Origin of the sequence: Craterilacuibacter sp., assembly GCF_051659485.1 — a bacterium.
GTDB lineage: Bacteria > Pseudomonadota > Gammaproteobacteria > Burkholderiales > Chromobacteriaceae > Craterilacuibacter.
This window is the reverse complement of sequence record NZ_JBOFOO010000402.1, coordinates 1-20,691: the sequence shown is the minus strand read 5'-3', so window position 1 is coordinate 20,691 and position 20,691 is coordinate 1. Positions and strand designations below refer to the sequence as shown.

Here is a 20,691-nt window from a genome sequence, read left to right as displayed (position 1 = left end):
TACTGGCCGTCGATTTTTTCCTTATAGATCTGGCCCAGTGTCGACTCGACAAAGGCGGAGCTGGCACCCAGAAAGGCCACCATCCACATCCAGAACACGGCACCCGGGCCACCAAAGGTAATGGCAGTCGCCACGCCGGCGATGTTGCCGGTACCCACGCGTCCGGCCAGCGTCATCGCCAGTGCCTGAAACGAAGACACGCCGGCATCCGAGCTCTTGCCGTCAAACATCAGACGTATCATTTCCCTGAAGTGGCGTACCTGTAAAAAGCGTCCACGTATAGAAAAGTACAGCCCTACCCCCAGGCACAGATAAATCAGCGCCGGACTCCAGATAATGCCATTGGCGGCATTGACGAATTCATTCATATCAGCATCATCTCTCTTTTGTTCCTGTTGCCCTTGCCTGGGGTAGTGACTCTTGGCCACGCCTGCCGGCAGGGATCGCTTTGCCGGGCACATATTGGCGAATGGATAAAGTCGTCAATATGCACGCCGAGACAGGACAGAAGATAGCGTCATTTGCGCATACTATGCAAAAGAAATTTCACGCCCATCATCATCACGACTATAAAAATGCTGCAGCGACACCCCTTAGCGCGATATCGCCAGGCACAAAAAACGGCAGCCATCAGGCTGCCGTTTCTATATAAGCGCTAAAAATACCGGCTTAACCGAAGAAATCCTTCAGCTTGTCCATAAAGGACTTGGTGCGCGGGCTATGCATGGCGACATCGCCCTGACTGATGGTATCGAATTCGCGCAACAGTGTTTTCTGGTGCTCGGTCAGTTTGACCGGTGTCTCCACCACGACGTGGCACATCAGATCGCCCACCTCGCTGCCGCGCACCGCCTTGATCCCCTTGCCGCGCAAGCGATAAACCTTGCCGGACTGGGTTTCTGCGGCAATCTTGACCTTGGCCATACCGTCCAGCGTCGGAATCTCGATCTCGCCCCCCAAAGCCGCCGTCGCAAAAGAGATCGGCATCTCGCAGTGCAGATCCGAGCCATCACGCTGGAACACCGTGTGTTCCTTGATATGGGTCACGACATACAAGTCGCCCGACGGGCCGCCATTCTGGCCGGACTCGCCTTCTCCCGACAAACGGATGCGATCACCCTCGTCCACCCCGGCCGGAATTTTCACATTCAAGGTCTTGTGCGTCTTGATCTGGCCTGCGCCATGACACTTTGGACACTTGTCGGTGATTTCCTTGCCGCTGCCGTGGCAAGTCGGGCAAGTCTGCTGGATGGAGAAGAAACCCTGACTCATGCGTACCTGGCCATGACCGCCACAGGTAGAACAGGTCTTGGGCTGGGTACCCGGCTTGGCACCGGAGCCATGGCAGGTATCACAGTTTTCGTGGCTAGGGATGCGGATCTTCTTCTCGCAACCGCGTGCAGCCTCTTCCAGCGTGATTTCCATGTTGTAGCGCAGGTCGGCACCACGGTAGACATTGGAACGCCCGCCGCCATTGCCGCCGCGACCGCCACCAAAGATATCGCTAAAGATATCGCCGAAATCGCCGAAGCCGCCACCAAAGCCCCCTGCACCGCCACCACCGGACTGCTGGTCGACACCCGCATGACCGAACTGGTCGTAGGCACTGCGCTTCTGGCTGTCGGAAAGGATCTCGTAGGCTTCCTTGCCTTCTTTGAACTTGTCTTCTGCTTCCTTGCTGTCCGGATTACGGTCCGGGTGATACTTCATCGCCAGCTTACGATAGGCCTTCTTTATTTCGTCGTCGGACGCATCACGATTGACACCCAGTACATCGTACAAATCACGTTTGGACATTCTTGTTCACACCATCTGGTGGCTTAGCACAGCCGAATTCATCTGCAGGTACGAGGAAGGCACAACTACCGGCATCGCTAGACTGCCGGTCGCTGTGCCTTCGCACTCAAGAGCGGGGGTTTACTGCTTTTTGTCTTTCACTTCTTCGAATTCGGCGTCAACAACATCGCCCTCATCTTTTTTGCCTGCGGCTTCAGGCTGCGCGGCACCTTGGGCATCGCCCTGGTTTTGCGCATACATCATTTCCGCCAGCTTGTGCGACGCGGTCATCAGCGCCTCGGTCTTGGCTTCGATCTCGGCCTTGTCGTCGCCCTTGAGCGCCTCTTCGGCATCCTTCAAGGCAGACTCGATGGCAGCCTTCTCTTCAGCGGACACTTTGTCGCCGTAATCGGCCAGCGACTTCTTCACGCTGTGAACCATGGTGTCGGCGTGGTTGCGTGCCTGAACCAGCTCGTGCAGCTTCTTGTCTTCTTCGGCATTGGCTTCCGCATCCTGCACCATACGGTTGATTTCGTCTTCGGACAGACCGGACGAAGCCTGGATGGTGATGGTGGACTCCTTGCCGGTGCCCTTATCTTTGGCCGAAACGTGCAGAATACCGTTGGCGTCGATATTGAACATCACTTCGATCTGCGGCAGGCCGCGTGGTGCCGGCGGGATATCGGACAGGTTGAACTGGCCCAGCGACTTGTTGGCGGACGCCTTTTCGCGTTCGCCCTGCAGCACATGGATAGTCACGGCAGTCTGGTTGTCGTCAGCGGTAGAGAATACTTGCTGTGCCTTGGTCGGAATGGTGGTGTTCTTCTGGATCAGCTTGGTCATGATGCCGCCCATGGTTTCGATACCCAGCGACAGCGGGGTCACGTCCAGGAGCAAGACGTCCTTGCGCTCGCCGGACAGTACCGAACCTTGCAGCGCAGCGCCCACAGCCACGGCTTCGTCCGGATTCACATCCTTGCGCGCTTCCTTGCCGAAGAATTCTTTAACCTTGTCCTGCACCTTAGGCATACGGGTCTGGCCACCGACCAGAATCACGTCGTCGATATCGCCAATCGACAGGCCTGCATCTTTCAGGGCAACACGGCATGGCTCTATCGTGCGGTCAACCAGATCTTCCACCAGCGACTCGAACTTGGCACGGGTGATTTTCATCGCCAGATGCTTGGGACCGGTGGCATCCATGGTGATGTATGGCAGGTTTACATCGGTCTGCTGGGTGGTCGACAGCTCGATCTTGGCCTTTTCAGCGGCCTCTTTCAGGCGCTGCAATGCCATCACATCCTGCTTGAGATCGATGCCCTGTTCTTTCTTGAACTCGGTCACGATGTAATCGATCACGCGCTGGTCGAAGTCTTCACCACCGAGGAAGGTGTCGCCGTTGGTCGACAGCACTTCAAACTGGTGTTCGCCATCCACATCGGCGATTTCGATGATGGACACGTCAAAGGTACCGCCACCCAGGTCATACACGGCAATCTTGCGATCGCCTTCCAGCTTGGCCAGACCGAAAGCCAGCGCGGCAGCGGTCGGCTCGTTGATGATGCGCTTGACTTCCAGACCGGCGATACGGCCTGCATCTTTGGTCGCCTGACGCTGGCTATCGTTAAAGTAAGCCGGCACGGTAATGACCGCTTCGGTCACTTCTTCGCCCAGATAGTCTTCGGCAGCCTTTTTCATTTTGCGCAGTACTTCGGCCGAAATCTGTGGCGGTGCCAGTTCCTGATCACGCACTTTGACCCATGCGTCGCCATTCTTGGCTTTCATGATGTCAAAAGGCATCAGTTCGATGTCTTTTTGTACTTCCTTGTCTTCGAAGCGGTGTCCGATCAGACGCTTGATCGCGTACAGCGTGTTCTTGGGATTGGTCACAGCCTGACGCTTGGCCGGTGCACCGACCAGAATTTCACCATCTTCCACATAGGCGATGATGGAAGGTGTAGTACGGGTACCCTCTGCATTTTCAATAACCTTAGGCACACCACCTTCAATCACTGCGACGCAGGAGTTGGTGGTACCCAGGTCAATACCGATAATTTTTCCCATGATTCTTTGTCCTTTTATGTGTTCTTTAGCACGACTTCAGGATTGCATTTTGCATCCAGTCATGCATTTCAAGGTATTGGCTATCCATCGTTTTTCAAGTGGCTGAAAACAAGGATTATGATTTTTCCTTCGCCACCACCACCATGGCAGGGCGCAATACGCGCTCGGCGACCATATAGCCTTTTTGCAGCACACGGATCACGGTACCGGCTTCCGCATCCGACTCTTCCAGACTCATGGCCGCATGCTGATGCGGATCCAGCTTCTGCCCCAGCGGATTGATTTCACTGATCTGCGATTTTTCGAATGCGGCAACCAGTTGCTTGAGTGTCAAATCGACACCGAACTTGATATTTTCAAACTGCCCGCTCTGATCCTGTACCGCCATCTCCAGGCTGTCTTTGACCGGCAGCATTTCCTGCAGGAATTTGTTGATGGCGTACTTGTGAGCCGCAGCAACATCTTCTTGTGAGCGGCGGCGCAGATTTTCCAGATCGGCCAGCGAGCGCAAATACTGGTCTTTCAGCGTGGCGACTTCAACTTCCAGATCATTGATACGGGCGACCGCCTCGTCAGACAGGTCCGGCAAAGACAACTCTTCTGCTACGGCCTCCAGTTGAACTTCATTCTGGTGCTCTGTATTTGGGGTGTTCAGATTTTCCTGCATCTTAAAGTGCTCCTCGAACTGGCTACGCTTATCAATTACTCGTCCCGTTGCAAGTGAGGGGCTGTAACCCGTAATTCAAGCCCCTGCTAAAAATGCGCATTCGCAAATGTCATTGTTCGGAAGTGATTAATTCAAACATCAGTTCCACGCCTTGCGTACATAGCCATGTTAGCAATTGAAAATAAAGATTTTTTTCTTTGCTGCGCCGCACACAAAACATTTTTTTATGTTTTAATCATGTCACAGAGGCCGCTGGCAATTCGATACTCTCCGTAACGCGGAGAAAAATCAAAGCCGCGAAAAACGTTGCGTATATAAAACGCAGACCGCCCGCCGGCAACAAGCCCGGATAGAAAAAACAAGGGATGGCCGGCGTATTGCCGGCTAGATAGAACTGCATCGAGACTAAGGACCAACACATGACTACTCGCGAACAACGCATTGCCGCTATCCAGCACGACTGGGATACCAATCCACGCTGGAAAGGCATCAAGCGCGGCTATACCGCTGCCGATGTTGAACGCCTGCGCGGCTCCGTACAAAACGAATACACACTGGCCCGCCGTGGCGCCGAAAAGCTGTGGGGTCTGGTCAATAACGAGCCTTATGTCAACTGTCTGGGCGCCCTGACCGGCGGCCAAGCCATGCAGCAGGTCAAGGCCGGCATCAAGGCCATCTACCTGTCCGGCTGGCAGGTTGCTGCCGACAACAACGAATACTCGGCCATGTATCCGGACCAGTCCCTGTATCCGGTTGACTCGGTACCCAAGGTCGTTGAGCGCATCAACAATGCCTTTACCCGCGCCGATGAAATCCAGCACTCCCGCGGTATCGAGCAGGGTGATGCCGGTTTCATCGATTACTACGCACCTATCGTGGCCGATGCCGAAGCTGGTTTTGGCGGCGTACTGAACGCTTACGAACTGATGAAGGCCATGATCCGCGCCGGCGCCGGTGGCGTTCACTTTGAAGACCAGCTCGCTTCGGTGAAGAAGTGCGGCCACATGGGCGGCAAGGTTTTGGTGCCAACCAAAGAAGCAGTACAAAAACTGATCGCGGCCCGTATGGCTGCCGACGTGTACGGCGTGCCTACACTGGTGATTGCGCGTACCGATGCAGAAGCTGCAGACCTGTTGACCAGCGACTACGACGAAAACGACAAGCCATTCCTGACCGGCGAGCGTACTGCAGAAGGCTTCTACAAGACCAAAAAAGGTCTGGAACAAGCCATCAGCCGTGCTGTTGCCTACGCGGAATACGCCGACCTCGTCTGGTGCGAAACCGGCACCCCGGATCTGGAATACGCCCGCAAATTCGCTGAAGCCGTCCATGCCAAGCACCCAGGCAAAATGCTGGCTTACAACTGCTCGCCGTCATTCAACTGGAAGAAAAATCTGGACGATGCCACCATCGCCAAATTCCAGCGCGAACTGGGCGCCATGGGCTACAAGTATCAGTTCATCACCCTGGCTGGCATCCACAGCATGTGGTACAACATGTTCGATCTGGCGCAAGACTATGTTGCGCGCGGCATGTCGGCTTATGTCGAGAAGGTACAGGAGCCAGAATTCGCAGCACGCGACCGCGGCTACTCCTTCGTATCGCACCAGCAGGAAGTGGGTACCGGTTACTTCGACGATGTCACCACCATCATTCAGGGCGGCGCGTCCTCGGTGACGGCGCTGACCGGCTCGACCGAAGAAGAACAGTTCCACTAAGAAACGTGTCAGCCTGATTCAGGTGATACACCAGCCCCCGACCGTTTTACGGCGGGGGTTTTTACTTGCCAGGCAGCGAAAATGAAAAAGCCCGCAATCGCTTGCGGGCTTCCAGACAGACAATAGAGGATCAGGCAGGTTCGGCGTGTGCAACGTCCTTTGCAAACTGCAGCACCACTTTATCTCCATCGTCCACATCCACGGTCACCTCGCCACCACCGGCCAGGCGCCCAAACAGCAGTTCGTCCGCCAGCGCCTTGCGGATACAGTCCTGAATCAGGCGCGCCATTGGCCGGGCACCCATTTGCGGGTCGAAACCATGCTTGGCCAGATGCTTGCGCAAGGCATCGGTAAAGTGGATATCGACTTTCTTCTCCGCCAGCTGCTGCTCCAGCTGCACCAGGAACTTGTCGACCACCTGCAAAATAATGCTTTCATCCAGACGCGCAAACGGCACGATGGCATCCAGCCGGTTGCGGAACTCGGGGCTGAACAGGCGCTTGATATCCGCCATCTCGTCCCCTGCAGCCTTGCTGCCGGTAAAGCCCAGCGTAGGCTTGGAGAGCGACTCGGCACCGGCATTGGTCGTCAGGATAATGATCACATTGCGAAAATCTGCCTTGCGCCCGTTGTTGTCGGTCAGCGTACCGTGATCCATCACCTGCAATAGCACATTGAAAATGTCCGGATGCGCCTTCTCGATTTCATCCAGCAACAACACCGCATACGGATGCTTATTGACGGCTTCGGTCAGCTGCCCACCCTGCTCATAACCGACATAGCCCGGAGGCGCACCGATCAGGCGCGATACGGCATGCCGCTCCATATACTCGGACATATCGAAGCGGATCAGCTCCACCCCCAGTACAAAAGCCAGTTGACGGGCAACTTCGGTCTTGCCCACACCGGTCGGCCCGGAAAAAAGGAAAGAACCAATCGGCTTTTGCGGATTGCCAAGGCCGGAGCGGCTCATCTTGATCGCCGTAGCCAAGCTCTCGATCGCCTTGCTCTGGCCATACACTACATTTTTCAGGTCGCGCTCGATATTGCGCAATACATTACGGTCATCCGACGATACGGTCTTGGGCGGAATCCGCGCAATTTTAGCAACGACCTCTTCGATCTCGCCCTTATTAATGACTTTTTTCTGGCGTGATTTAGGCAAGATCTTCTGTGCAGCCCCGGCCTCGTCAATCACGTCGATAGCCTTGTCCGGCAAATGGCGGTCGTTGATATAGCGCGCCGACAGCTCGGCGGCGGTAACCAGCGCAGCCTGGGTATACCTGACGCCGTGGTGCGCCTCGAAACGGCTCTTCAGCCCCTTGAGAATCGCGATTGTCTGCGCCACGGTAGGCTCGCTGACATCAATCTTCTGGAAACGCCTAGACAAGGCATTATCCTTCTCAAAGATGCCGCGATACTCGTTGTATGTGGTGGCACCGATACAACGCAAACTGCCATTGGAGAGTACCGGCTTCAGCAGGTTGGATGCATCCAGCGTCCCGCCCGAAGCCGCACCGGCACCAATCAGGGTATGAATCTCGTCGATAAATAGAATCGCATGCGGGTCTTCGACCAGTTGTTTAATCACCGCCTTCAGGCGCTGCTCGAAATCCCCCCGGTATTTGGTCCCCGCCAGTAGCGACCCCATATCCAAGGCATACACCGTGGCCTGGGCCAATACATCGGGAATTTCATTATTCACGATGCAACGCGCCAAACCTTCGGCAATCGCAGTCTTGCCCACACCGGCCTCACCCACCAGCAAGGGGTTATTCTTGCGCCGGCGGCACAGGATCTGGATGGTGCGCTCCAGTTCAAGCTCGCGCCCGATCAAAGGGTCTATCTTGCCCTCGCGCGCCAACTGATTCAGGTTCTGGGTATAGCTTTCCAGCGCCCCTCCCGGCCCGCTGACAACATCCTCGCCTTCGCTTTCCGGGCTATTGTCGCGCGGTTCTGCATTCGGCTGGGAACGCTGCTTGGTAATACCGTGGGAAATGTAATTGACCACATCCAGCCGTGAAATACCTTGCTGGTGCAGGTAATAAACCGCGTGCGAATCTTTTTCGCCAAAAATGGCGACCAGAATATTGGCACCGGTCACTTCTTTCTTGCCGGAAGACTGCACATGCAAGATTGCCCGCTGAATCACGCGCTGGAAGCCCAGCGTCGGCTGGGTTTCCACTTCCTTATCCCCGGGCACTGCCGGCGTATGCTCGTCGACAAAGTCGGCAAGCTGTTTTTTCAGCTGCTCTAGGTTGGCACCACAAGCACGCAGCACTTCGGCAGCAGACGGATTGTCTATCATCGCAAGCAACAGATGCTCGACACTGATGAATTCGTGCCGCTTCTGCCTTGCATCCATGAATGCCATATGCAAGCTGACTTCAAGTTCCTGGGCGATCATCAGTTTTCCTCCATCACACACTGCAGCGGATGCTGGTGCGTTCGTGCAAATTGCAACACCTGCTCGACCTTGGTCGCAGCAATATCCTTGCTATATACCCCACAAACACCACGGCCTGCCTGATGCACCTGCAGCATAACCCGTGTTGCCTGCTCTCTGTCCATTCTGAAGAGCTGCTCCAGCACTTCGATAACAAAATCCATCGGAGTGAAATCATCATTCAACAACATGACTTTAAATAAAGGTGGAGGAAGGGCGCGTGCCCGGGACGTTTCTAAGAGGACGTCATCCTGATACTGCGTAGACATGTTGGCTTCCGGCAAATTGTGCGTCTTTCCTATCAATTGTGGTTACACATCACATTTTTGCAAGCCCTAATGCATTTATTCAAATTTTCTTGACGCCATACGCATTATTGGGTAGAAATAGCAACTGGTGCTTGGCTTATGATTTGCACTCGGAATGAAGCCGTTGCAAACGTTCGCTTTTGTTGTCTGGCCTCACCAGCCTGTTACCGCACGTTAAGGAAGTATAATGGCACTTGGCACCGTTAAATGGTTCAATGATTCGAAGGGCTTCGGCTTCATTACTCCGGACGAAGGCGGCGAAGATCTGTTCGCTCACTTTTCCGCGATCAATATGCAAGGCTTCAAAACCCTAAAAGAAACTCAGCGCGTAAGCTTTGACATCGTTCAGGGCCAAAAGGGCAAGCAGGCTTCGAACATCCAAGCCGCTTAATCCGGTTTGCAGGCGGTCTGGCGCTACGCCGGACTGCCGGATGAAAAAACCCGTCTTCCATGTGAAGGCGGGTTTTTTTGTTATACCTCTATGGTAGCCGAAAAAATGGCCCGCAACCGCGAGCCACTTCATCCGAGCGCAGCATGGTTTACATGCGGGCAATCATGGCATCGCCAAAGCCGGAGCAACTGACTTCATTCGCACCGTCCATCAGGCGGGCAAAATCATACGTTACTTGCTTATCGGCAATCGCAGCTTCCATCGACTTAATAACCAGATCGGCGGCCGCAATCCAGCCCATATGGCGCAGCATCATTTCGGCAGACAGGATCAGCGAACCCGGGTTTACCTTATCCAGACCGGCATACTTAGGTGCCGTGCCATGCGTCGCTTCAAACACGGCATACTGGTCGGAAATATTGGCACCCGGCGCAATCCCGATACCACCTACCTGAGCGGCCAGCGCATCCGAGATGTAGTCGCCATTAAGGTTGGTCGTCACAATGGTGTCGTATTCGGCAGGACGCAACAGGATTTGCTGCAGGAAAGCATCGGCAATAGCATCCTTGACGATTACTTCGCGGCCGGTCTTGGGGTTGTTGAACTTGCACCATGGGCCGCCATCGATAGGCTCGGCACCAAATTCTTTGATAGCAACTTCATAAGCGGCGTCACGGAACAGGCCTTCCGTGAACTTCATGATGTTGCCCTTGTGCACAATAGTCAGCGACTTGCGGTCGTTTTCAACTACATACTTGAGCGCGGCACGCACCAGACGCTGGGTACCCTCGACCGAAATAGGCTTGATGCCGATACCGGATGTTTCCGGGAAGCGGATCTTGTTGACGCCCATTTCATTGCGCAGGAAATCAATCACCTTCTTCACGCCTTCGGAGCCCGACTGCCACTCGATACCGGCATAAATATCTTCGGTGTTCTCGCGGAAGATAACCATATTGGTCAGCTCGGGGTTTTTCAACGGGCTAGGCACACCCTTGAAATACTGCACCGGGCGCACGCACTGATACAGATCCAGTTCCTGACGCAAGGCGACATTGAGCGAGCGGATACCCCCACCCACCGGTGTCGTCATCGGGCCCTTGATCGATACTGAAAATTCTTTCAGTGCCGCAAAGGTTTCTGCCGGGAACCATTCATCCGGACCGTACAAGCGGGTCGATTTTTCCCCTGCGTACACTTCCATCCAATGGATTTTTTTCTCACCGCGGTAGGCTTTCTCAACCGCAGCATCGATGACCTTAATCATCACAGGCGTAATATCTACACCGATACCATCGCCTTCGATGAAGGGAATGATAGGGTTGTTCGGGACGGCTTGCCCCGGAATGATCTTCTGGCCAGCGGCGGGAACCTTGATCAGGGATTGAGCGCTCATGCCTACTCCATCATGGGTTGATTGCAATTATCGATACGGGGGGCCGCCGGTCTTAAATAGAGGCGTGCATGGGAAAATGGCACAAACCCGATATAAGCCGACAGCATGCATAGGCGCCGGTGGCTAACCGGAACACCGCATATCCAGAGAGGGGCTTTGCCCTTGTCTAGGCTTTCTTATCACGCGCCCTCCCATCCTTGTTATTATCCTGAAATTCATCGATGACAGCTAGACCAAATGACTGAACTTGTACTGCTAAATAAACCTTATGGCGTTATTTGCCAGTTTTCCGAGCACGAAAAGCACCCGACGCTGAAAAGCTGCATGCCGCTGACCGGCATTTATCCTGCCGGCAGGCTGGATACCGACAGCGAAGGTCTATTGCTACTCACCGGTGACGGCCAATTACAGCAGCGCATCGCCGACCCGCGCTGGAAGCTACCCAAGACCTATTGGGTACAGGTTGAAGGAACCGTTCGCGAAGAACAACTGGAGGCGCTGCGTCTAGGGGTTGATCTGGGGGACTTCACCACCCGACCGGCACAGGTACGCCGCATTGCCCCCCCCGAGCTATGGCCGCGAGTACCGCCGGTACGCTTTCGCAAAACGGTACCGGACGGTTGGCTGGAAATCATTATCAGTGAAGGGAAAAACCGGCAGGTACGCCGCATGACAGCCAAGGTCGGTCTGCCCACCCTGCGTCTGGTACGCGCAGCCATTGGGCCATGGAGCCTGGAAGGACTGGCGCCGGGTGAATGGAAAAAAATAGAAATCCGCCTTGAAGATTTTCCGCAGGTGCAGCATGCTAAAGGCATTTCAACGGTTGGTAAGCCGGGTCAGGGCAAGCATGCCACACCACGCAAGCCCTTCTTGCTACGCAAGAAAAGCTGACCATACGGTTTTGCCCGCCTTTAACCCTACAAGGCGCGGCCATGCAGATACCCGAATACTACAACCCGGTAGCACGTGAAATCGCCGAAGCGCTGGTTCAAGGCTTCGACAAGCATTACCGGCTGTTTCGTGCCAGCAGCCATGAAGCCAAATCCCTGTTTGAGGCGGGTAACTGGCAAGGCATACAGCAAGCCATCCGTGACCGTATCCAGTTTTACGACGAAAGGGTGCAGGAAACCGTCACTCGCCTGCAATGCGAGTTGCATGCCGAATTGCTGGACGACGAAATCTGGCAGCAGGCCAAGCTGTACTACATTGGCCTGCTGACCAATCACAAGCAGCCGGAATTGGCCGAAACCTTTTTCAATTCGGTATTTTGCCGCATCCTGCACCGCGAATACTTCAGCAACGATTTCATCTTTGTGCGGCCGGCAGTTTCGACCGAATACATCGAGTCCGACCCGCCAACCTGGCGCAGCTATTACCCAAAAAATGGCGGGCTACGCCACACCATGCGCCAGATCATCCTCGACTATGGCTGGCAACGCCCGTTTGCCAGCCTGGCCCGTGATCTGGGCCATGTCATGCGCCTTGCCCACGAGCACTTAAGCGGGCAATGGCCCGCAGCCGAAGCCAGCTTCCAGATTCAAGTCTTGCATTCGGCCTTCTACCGCAACAAAACCGCCTATATCTTCGGCAAGGTCATCAATGGCGGGCAAGCCTACCCTTTTGCCATTCCGGTACTACACGATGCCAATGGCCGGCTATATCTGGATACCGTGCTGTTCGAGCCTTGGCGCATCAGCATCCTGTTCTCATTTAGTCGTGCCCACTTTCTGGTCGATATGGAGGTCCCCTCCGGCTACGTCCAGTTCTTGCGCTCCATCCTGCCCTCCAAGACCAAGGCCGAGCTTTACACCATGCTGGGTCTGCAAAAACAGGGCAAGAATATTTTTTACCGCGACTTCATGCAGCATCTGAGCCACTCGAATGACCAGTTCGATATCGCACCGGGGATACGAGGCTTGGTGATGCTGGTTTTCAGCCTGCCTTCCTTCCCCTATGTGTTCAAGCTAATCAAGGATGTGTTCGGCAGCTCCAAAGAAGTAGACCGCGCCACAGTCAAGCGCAAATACCTGCTGGTTAAACGTCACGACCGGGTAGGACGCATGGCAGATACACTGGAGTTTTCCAATGTCGCCTTCCCCAAGGCACGCTTCAGTGCCGAACTGCTGGATGAGCTCAGGGCATTAGCCCCCTCGCTGATAGAAGAAGATGCGGATAGCCTGATCATCAAGCATCTCTATATCGAACGCAGGATGAAGCCGCTTAATCTGTACCTGATGAACTGCCCGCTGCAAGAAAAAGAACGCATCATTGGCGAATATGGCAATGCGATCAAGGAACTGGCCATGGCCAACATTTTCCCTGGCGACATGCTGTTCAAAAACTTCGGTGTTACGCGCGACGGACGTGTCATTTTTTATGATTACGACGAAATCGAGTACATGACAGACTGCAACTTCCGGCTCATCCCCCCCGCCCCCAATCCGGAAATGGAGATGTCGGGCGAAGTATGGTATCCGGTCAAACGCAATGATGTTTTCCCCGAGGAATTCGGCACCTTCCTGCTGGGTGATCCGGATATACGCCAGATATTCCTGAAGCAGCATAAAGACCTGCTGGGCATTACTTTCTGGCAGCAGCGTCAGGAACGGATACGCGCAGGCTATATCGAAGACTTTTACCCCTACCCGGCCGAGCTGCGCTTTATCAAACGCTATCCTTCACGCTATCCATAAACAAAAAATGCCGCCCATCATGGGCGGCATTTCATTAAGCCGGCGGATGGCTTACACCGACAACTCCAGCATCAGGCGGTTAATACGCTTGACGAAGCTGGCAGGATCTTCCAGCTTGCCGCCTTCGGCCAAGAGCGCCTGATCGAACAATACATGAGCCAAATCAGCGGCACGCGCATCATCGCTTTCAACCGCGAGGCGCTTGACCAGCATGTGCTCGGGGTTAACCTCCAGTACCGGCCGCGAAACGGGCACGTCCTGCCCCGCCTGCTTGAGAATACGCTCAAGGTGGGCGCTCATCTCGTTCGCGCCGACCACCAGACAGGCAGGACTATCGGTGAGGCGCAGTGTCGCACGCACATCCTCTACCTGCTCGCCCAGTAGCGACTTGACCCGCTCGATCAAGGGACGCGCGCTTTCTTCGGCTTCTTTTTGTGCCGCCTTGTCGGCTTCGTCTTCCAGCGAGCCCAGATCCAGTTCGCCCTTGGCGACAGAGACCAGCGCCTTGCCGTCAAACTCGGTCAGGCTGGCCGTTACCCACTCATCGACGCGGTCGATCAGGAGCAGCACTTCCACGCCCTTTTTACGGAACACTTCAAGGTGCGGGCTGTTGGCGGCCGCAGCGTAGCTGTCGGCGGTGATGTAATAAACCTTGTCCTGACCTTCCTTCATCCGGCCGATATAGTCGGCCAGCGAAACGCTAGGTTCGGTACTGCCTTCGTGAGTGGAGACAAAGCGCAGCAACTTGGCGATGCGCGCCTTATTGGCGAAGTCTTCGCCCACGCCCTCTTTCAGCACCTGGCCGAACTCGGTCCAGAAGGTCTTGTATTTGTCGGCGTCGTTAGCGGCCAGATCATCCAGCAGCCCCAGCACCTTCTTCACGCAACCGGCACGAATCGCGTCGATGTCTTTGCTTTCCTGCAGGATCTCGCGTGACACGTTCAGCGACAGGTCGGCCGAGTCGATCACCCCGCGTACAAAGCGCAGATAATGCGGCATCAGTTTTTGTGCGTCTTCCATGATGAAGACGCGGCGCACGTATAGTTTGACGCCCTGCTTGCGCTCACGGTCGTACAAGTCAAACGGCGCGCGTGCCGGAATGTACAATAGCTCGGTGTATTCCTGGCGTCCTTCGACACGGGCATGGCTCCATGCCAGCGGATCGCTAAAGTCGTGGGCAACGTGCTTGTAGAATTCGCGGTACTGCTCGTCGCTGATTTCACTCTTGCTGCGGCTCCACAAGGCCGAAGCCTGATTCACCGCTTCAAATTCTTCGCTGACGACTTCCTTGCCGTCCTCGTCGACGCTTGCCGATTTTTGCATCTCGATCGGCAGCGAAATATGGTCGGAGTAGGTGCGCACGATCTGGCGCAAACGCCAGTCGTTCAGGAACTCGTCCATGCCGTCCTTCAGGTGCAGCACGATTTCGGTGCCGCGCGATGTCTTGTCCACGTTTTCCAGCGTGTACTCGCCATGCCCTTCCGACTCCCAGCGCACGCCTTCACTCTCGGGTGCTGCTGCGCGACGGGTAGTCAGCGTCACCCTGTCGGCAACGATAAAGGCCGAGTAAAAGCCCACGCCGAACTGGCCGATCAGGCTGGCGTCTTTTTTCTCGTCACCGGTCAACTGCTCAAAGAAAGCCTTGGTGCCCGATTTGGCGATGGTGCCGATATGCTCGATCACCTCGGCACGACTCATACCGATACCGTTATCGGTGATGGTCAGCGTACGTGCGTCCTTGTCGAACGCGATACGGATCTTGAGCTCGGGATCGGATTCGAGCAGCTCGGGATGGGCAATCGCCTCGAAGCGCAGCTTGTCGGACGCATCGGACGCGTTGGACACCAGCTCGCGCAGGAAGATTTCCTTATTGGAGTACAGGGAATGGATCATCAGCTGCAATAGCTGTTTGACTTCGGTCTGAAAACCCAGGGTTTCTTTCTGTGCACTCATGCTTGTCTCGGACAGTTGGTCAACAATGCTCTACAGGTAGGGCCGGCACGGATACATTTCAATCCCCCGCATACGACAAAGCCGCCATGTAGGCGGCTTCTGGCGAAATAATCAGGCTCAGGCGCGTAATGCCGCCGGCAGCGGAAAACTGACTTTTTCCTCTACCCCCGGCAACTCTTCAACCACATCCAGGCCCTGAAGACGGATCGCCGCGACCACGGCGGCCACCAGCACCTCGGGAGCGGAAGCACCGGCAGTGACGCCGACGCGCTGTTTACCGGCAAACCAGCCAACATCAAGCTCGCTGGCATTGTCGACCATATAGGCTTCGACCCCACGCAAGGCCGCAACTTCACGCAGACGGTTGGAGTTTGAACTGGCTGGCGAGCCCACCACAATAATCAAATCGCACTGCTCGGTCATGGCCTTGACTGCATCCTGGCGATTTTGCGTCGCGTAGCAGATGTCGTCTTTTTTCGGGCTGACAATCGCCGGAAAACGCAATTTGAGCGCGGCGATAATGTCGCGGGTCTCGTCTACCGACAAGGTGGTCTGGCTGACATAAGACAGCGCACCAGGCTGGCTGAGCTGCAAGCGCTCAACATCGTCTACGCTCTCGACCAGATACATGCCGCCATCGGCCTGCCCCATGGTGCCCTCGACTTCGGGGTGGCCCTTGTGGCCTATCATCACGATGTCCATACCAGCTTCGCGCATGCGCTTGACCTCGATATGCACCTTGGTCACTAGCGGGCAAGTCGCATCAAATACATTCAGGCCCTTGGCCTCAGCCTCGGCCCGCACCGATAGCGGTACACCGTGCGCCGAGTAGATCAGCGTGGCACCGGCCGGGACATCGGCCAACTCTTCGATAAAAATGGCCCCTTTTTCGCGTAATCCTTCCACGACAAAGCGGTTGTGCACCACCTCGTGACGGACATAGATGGGTGCCCCGTATATTTCCAGCGCCCGCTCGACGATGGCGATAGCCCTGTCCACCCCGGCACAAAAACCGCGCGGATTGGCCAGCATGATGGTCTTCGTCATCCTGTTCTCCTGCAAGAAAATGGCCGGCAAAGCCGGCCGGTTAACGCTCAACGCGAGGGCTGCGCCCTGAAGCTGTCTATCACCATCAACACCGCACCGACGCAGATAAAAGAGTCGGCCAGATTGAATGCCGGGTAATACCAGCTGTGGTAGTAGTGCAACTGGATGAAGTCGATCACATGGCCATGCAGCATGCGGTCAATCACATTACCGATCGCACCGCCCATGATAAAGGATGCAGCCAGATTCATCAGCGGCGTAAAACGCCGCTTGATGATATTCCAGCCCAGCCAGCCGGATACGGCAAACGCCAGCAGACCAAAGAAGTACTTCTGCCAGCCACCGGCGTCGGCCAGAAAGCTGAATGCAGCGCCCGGGTTATACAATAGGGTGAAGTTGAAGAAGTCGGGAATCACCTCCCTCACTTCACCGAAGCGGAACTCGGTGTTGAACCAGGTTTTGGAGACCTGATCCAGTACCACGATCGCAGCCGCCAGCACAAACCAGCCGGCACAGCTACGCCCGGTTTTCACCGCAGACTCGCCGGCGACATCAGGCATAAAGGCGTACCTCACCCTTGCCATCGATGTTGTCCACGCAACGCCCGCACACATGGCCGTGACCGGCATGGGTACCCACGTCGCTACGATAATGCCAGCAACGGTCGCACTTGGCGTGATCTGCCGCAGACACCCGCACTTCGGTCTCGTTACCGGCACTCAGACGCACACGCGATACGATGAATACAAACTTGAGATCGTCTCCCAGACTGGACAACAACGGGAACAGCGTTTCGTCGGCAATAATATCGAGCTCGGCCTGCAAGGACGAACCCAGCTTGTCCTCGCCACGCAGCGTTTCCACATCCTTGTTCACCTGGGCGCGCAGCTCGCGGATACGGGCCCATTTGGCCATCAAGGTTTCAGCCGCACCGGCTTCCAGCTGCGGGAATTCATGCCAGGTGTGGAATAGCGCCGACTCTTCCTCGCTGCCGGTCAGCACCTGCCATGCTTCATCGGAGGTAAAGCACAATACCGGCTGCAACAGCAGCAGCAGGCTGCGGGTGATGTGATACAGCGCGGTTTGCGCACTGCGGCGACCGGCGCTGTCGGCCTGCATGGTGTACAGGCGATCCTTGATCACATCCAGATAGAACGCGCCCATGTCCTCGGAACAGTAGCCCACAATTTCCTGCATCGCCTGGTGGAAGGCATAGCGGCTGTACTGGTCACCCGCCACCTTGTCCTGTACCTCTTTGGCCATCAGGATTGCATACTGATCCAGCTCCAGCAGGCGGCTAAATGGCACGGCATCCTGCAGCGGATCAAAGTCAGACAGGTTGGCCAACAGGAAGCGCAGCGTGTTGCGCAAGCGGCGATAGCTTTCGGTCACCCGCTTGAGAATCTCGTCGGAAATAGCCAGTTCGCCCGAGTAATCGGTCGATGCCACCCATAAGCGCAGGATGTCGGCACCCAGGCTGTCGTTGACCTTTTGCGGGGCGACCACATTGCCCTTGGACTTGGACATCTTCAGGCCCTTGCCATCCACCACAAAGCCGTGAGTCAAAAGCTGCTTGTAAGGTGCACGGCCTATGGTGCCGCAACCGGTCAGCAAAGAGCTCTGGAACCAGCCACGGTGCTGGTCTGAACCTTCCAGATACAGATCGGCCGGCCACGCAAGCTCGGGCCGCTGCTTGAGCACGGCAAAGTGAGTCGAACCGGAGTCGAACCAGACATCCAGCGTGTCGGACAATTTCTTGTAGTGCTCGGCCTCGTCACCCAGCAATTCCTTGGCATCCAGGCTGAACCAGGCTTCTACGCCTTGCTGCTCGATGCGTAGCGCGACCTCCTCCAGCAAGGCGCCGGAGCGCGGATGCATCTCACCGCTTTCCTTGTGCACAAAGAACGTCATCGGCACGCCCCAGCTACGCTGACGCGAGACACACCAGTCAGGCCGATTGGTGACCATGGACTCCAGACGCGCACGCCCCCAAGCCGGGAAAAACTCCGTACTTTCCACCGCACGGCGGGCACGGTAACGCAAGGTTTCGCCCTCCTTGCCCGGTTTTTCCATGCCGATAAACCACTGCGCTGTGGCGCGGAAGATAATCGGCGTCTTGTGGCGCCAGCAATGCGGGTAGCTATGCACCAGCTTGATATTGGCCAGCAACACGCCCTTCTCTTCCAGCAAGGCAACAACGGCAGGGTTGGCTTCCCATACGCTCATACCGGCAAACACTTCGGTGGCCGACGTATAGCGGCCATTATCCATCACCGGGTTTTCTACCGGCAGGCCATAGGCACGACCCACCTGAAAGTCTTCCAGACCGTGGGCCGGCGCGGTATGCACCAGACCGGTACCGGCATCGGTGGTCACGTGATCACCCAGAATCATCGGCACCTGACGCGCGTAGAACGGGTGGTGCAGCTGCAGCATATCCAGCTTCTCGCCACTCACTTCGGCCAGCAGTTTGGCGCCGGCACAGCCGTAACGCTCAAGTGCAGTCTCGGCCAGATCCTTGGCCAGAATCAGTTTGCCTTTGACCGTGTCAAACAGCTGGTAGCTCAGCGTCGGGCTGACGGAAACAGCCTGGTTGGCCGGCAGCGTCCATGGCGTAGTGGTCCAGATCACGGCATAGGCATTGGATGCGTCGGCAATACCGAACACCTCGGCCAGATGTGCCGCATCCGCCACCGGAAAAGCCACATCAATAGCCGGCGAGGCCTTGTCTTCATACTCGACTTCCGCCTCGGCCAGTGCCGAGCCGCACTCGATACACCAGTGCACCGGCTTCTCGCCCTTGAACAGGAAGCCGTTGTCGTTGATCTTGCCCAAGGTGCGCACGATGTCGGCTTCGGTCTTGAAGTCCATCGTCAGATAAGGATTATCCCAGTCACCCAGTACCCCCAGACGGATGAAGTCTTTTTTCTGGCGCGCGATCTGTTCCTTGGCGTATTCACGGCATAGTTCACGGAACTTGGCCGCAGGAATCTCCTTGCCGTGCAGTTTTTCCACCATCAGCTCAATGGGCAGACCATGACAATCCCAACCCGGGACATAAGGCGCATCAAAGCCGGACAAGGTGCGCGAACGCACGATAATATCCTTGAGCACCTTGTTCACCGCATGACCGATATGGATGTCGCCGTTGGCGTATGGCGGGCCGTCATGCAGGACGAATTTAGGGCGCCCGGCGCAGATCTTGCGCAGTTTTTCGTAGCGCTTTTCTTCCTGCCAGCGCTTAACCCAGGCGGGCTCACGCTTGGCCAGATTGCCCCGCATCGGGAATGGCGTATCCAGCAGGTTGACGGTATTGCGGTAATCGATGCTCATGCCTGTTCTCGCTGCAAATTGTTCAAATAGCTTCGTGCGCTGCTAGCATCATGTTCTATCTGTGCTACCAACTCGTCCAAATCATCATAGCGCGCTTCATCACGCAATTTTTTCAGGAAGCGCACCGTCATGCGCTGGCCATACAAATCGCCAGCGAAATCAAACAGATGCACTTCCAGCTTATAGTCTTGACTCTGGCTGACGGTCGGGTTTTTACCCAGGCTGGCCACACCGCCCCAGACGCCGGCCTGCGTCTGGGCTTCCACCACAAAAACCCCTTCCAGCGCCGGCTTGCGATGCGGGAAATGAATATTGGCGGTGGGAAAACCCAAAGTACGTCCCAGCTTGCGGCCATGCATCACCCGGCCGGACAATTGATAGGCTCGCCCCAGCAAATGTTCGGCAGCATCCAGCTTTCCGGCGGCCAAGCGTTCACGCACCAGCGTACTTGATGCGCGCTCACCCTTGACCAGCACCGAGGGCATGGCCTCGGTGACAAAATGCGGGCAGCTGCGCAGCAGGGAAAAATCACCGCTGCGCTTGGCGCCGAACTGGAAATCATCGCCGATCAGCAAATAACGGGTATTCAGGGCGCCAACCAAGACATCGTCAATAAAATCTTGGGCGCTCATGCGGGCAAACGCATGATTAAAACGATAAACAAATACGATATCAACCAGCTTTGACGCTTCCAGCTCGGCCAGCTTATCGCGCAAGGTAGACAAGCGCGCCGGCGGCGTCTCGCGACTGAAAAACTCACGCGGATGCGGCTCGAAGGTCAGCACTGCCACAGGCAGGGCGCGCCGGTCTGCTTCGGTACGCAAGCGGGTCAACATATTCCGGTGCCCCAAATGGACACCATCGAAATTGCCTATGGTCAGTGCACACCCGGGCAGGCT

Annotated in this window: 16 protein-coding genes; 4 read left to right on the top strand and 12 right to left on the bottom strand. The window is 55.9% G+C overall.

The features are described from left to right. From ACRC1E_RS13705 to grpE, 4 genes are all read right to left on the bottom strand, one after another. Window positions 1-368: alanine:cation symporter family protein (locus ACRC1E_RS13705; RefSeq protein WP_438515646.1), on the bottom strand; the 368-nt coding region annotated here is incomplete at its 3' end. Between the two features lie 301 nt (window positions 369-669). Next, window positions 670-1,797, bottom strand: coding sequence for a molecular chaperone DnaJ (gene dnaJ, locus ACRC1E_RS13700; protein WP_438515645.1), 1,128 nt, complete (start codon window positions 1,795-1,797; stop codon window positions 670-672). Between the two features lie 120 nt (window positions 1,798-1,917). Continuing rightward, window positions 1,918-3,840 (bottom strand): molecular chaperone DnaK, encoded by a 1,923-nt coding sequence (gene dnaK / locus ACRC1E_RS13695; RefSeq protein ID WP_438515644.1) that lies wholly within the window; start codon window positions 3,838-3,840, stop codon window positions 1,918-1,920. A 115-nt stretch (window positions 3,841-3,955) separates the two neighbouring features. Beyond that, window positions 3,956-4,507 (bottom strand): nucleotide exchange factor GrpE, encoded by a 552-nt coding sequence (gene grpE / locus ACRC1E_RS13690; RefSeq protein WP_438515643.1) that lies wholly within the window; start codon window positions 4,505-4,507, stop codon window positions 3,956-3,958. A gap of 419 nt (window positions 4,508-4,926) precedes the next feature. Between grpE and aceA the strand changes: the two genes are divergently transcribed. Next, the gene (gene aceA, locus ACRC1E_RS13685; RefSeq protein ID WP_438515642.1) at window positions 4,927-6,225 is read left to right on the top strand and encodes an isocitrate lyase; all 1,299 of its coding nucleotides are present in this window, start codon (window positions 4,927-4,929) and stop codon (window positions 6,223-6,225) included. Window positions 6,226-6,355: 130 nt separating this feature from the next. Here aceA and clpA read toward each other — a convergent pair whose 3' ends face one another. After that, a complete protein-coding gene (clpA, locus tag ACRC1E_RS13680; RefSeq protein WP_438515641.1) occupies window positions 6,356-8,632 on the bottom strand; it encodes an ATP-dependent Clp protease ATP-binding subunit ClpA in 2,277 nt (758 codons plus the stop codon). Next, window positions 8,632-8,940, bottom strand: a complete 309-nt coding sequence (clpS, locus tag ACRC1E_RS13675; RefSeq protein ID WP_438515640.1) for an ATP-dependent Clp protease adapter ClpS — start codon at window positions 8,938-8,940, stop codon at window positions 8,632-8,634. The genes clpA and clpS overlap by 1 nt, the downstream gene beginning before the upstream one ends. Before the next feature lie 226 nt (window positions 8,941-9,166). Between clpS and ACRC1E_RS13670 the strand changes: the two genes are divergently transcribed. Then, window positions 9,167-9,370 (top strand): cold-shock protein, encoded by a 204-nt coding sequence (locus ACRC1E_RS13670; protein ID WP_438515639.1) that lies wholly within the window; start codon window positions 9,167-9,169, stop codon window positions 9,368-9,370. A 148-nt stretch (window positions 9,371-9,518) separates the two neighbouring features. Here the strand turns inward: ACRC1E_RS13670 and icd are convergent, their stop codons facing one another. Beyond that, a complete protein-coding gene (gene icd / locus ACRC1E_RS13665) occupies window positions 9,519-10,766 on the bottom strand; it encodes an NADP-dependent isocitrate dehydrogenase (RefSeq protein WP_438515638.1) in 1,248 nt (415 codons plus the stop codon). 237 nt (window positions 10,767-11,003) lie between these two features. On the opposite strand from icd, the gene ACRC1E_RS13660 reads away from it, so the two are divergent. Together ACRC1E_RS13660 and aceK are read left to right on the top strand one after the other, a co-directional pair. Beyond that, window positions 11,004-11,657: a pseudouridine synthase gene (locus ACRC1E_RS13660; protein ID WP_438515637.1), complete on the top strand. Its 654-nt coding sequence runs from the start codon at window positions 11,004-11,006 to the stop codon at window positions 11,655-11,657. A 41-nt stretch (window positions 11,658-11,698) separates the two neighbouring features. Beyond that, window positions 11,699-13,459, top strand: a complete 1,761-nt coding sequence (gene aceK / locus ACRC1E_RS13655) for a bifunctional isocitrate dehydrogenase kinase/phosphatase (protein WP_438515636.1) — start codon at window positions 11,699-11,701, stop codon at window positions 13,457-13,459. Between the two features lie 51 nt (window positions 13,460-13,510). Here aceK and htpG read toward each other — a convergent pair whose 3' ends face one another. The 5 genes from htpG to ACRC1E_RS13630 form a co-directional block, all read right to left on the bottom strand. Next, window positions 13,511-15,412 (bottom strand): molecular chaperone HtpG, encoded by a 1,902-nt coding sequence (gene htpG / locus ACRC1E_RS13650; protein WP_438515635.1) that lies wholly within the window; start codon window positions 15,410-15,412, stop codon window positions 13,511-13,513. A 117-nt stretch (window positions 15,413-15,529) separates the two neighbouring features. Next, window positions 15,530-16,459 carry a 4-hydroxy-3-methylbut-2-enyl diphosphate reductase gene (gene ispH / locus ACRC1E_RS13645; protein WP_438515634.1) on the bottom strand — a complete coding sequence of 310 codons (930 nt, stop codon included), beginning with the start codon at window positions 16,457-16,459 and terminating at the stop codon, window positions 15,530-15,532. Between the two features lie 47 nt (window positions 16,460-16,506). Next, complete coding sequence (gene lspA / locus ACRC1E_RS13640; protein WP_438515633.1) at window positions 16,507-17,019, bottom strand: signal peptidase II; 513 nt, start codon at window positions 17,017-17,019, stop codon at window positions 16,507-16,509. Beyond that, complete coding sequence (ileS, locus tag ACRC1E_RS13635) at window positions 17,012-19,792, bottom strand: isoleucine--tRNA ligase (protein WP_438515632.1); 2,781 nt, start codon at window positions 19,790-19,792, stop codon at window positions 17,012-17,014. Before ileS ends, lspA begins: the two co-directional genes overlap by 8 nt. Beyond that, complete coding sequence (locus tag ACRC1E_RS13630; RefSeq protein WP_438515647.1) at window positions 19,789-20,688, bottom strand: bifunctional riboflavin kinase/FAD synthetase; 900 nt, start codon at window positions 20,686-20,688, stop codon at window positions 19,789-19,791. The genes ileS and ACRC1E_RS13630 overlap by 4 nt, the downstream gene beginning before the upstream one ends. Window positions 20,689-20,691: the final 3 nt, after the last annotated feature.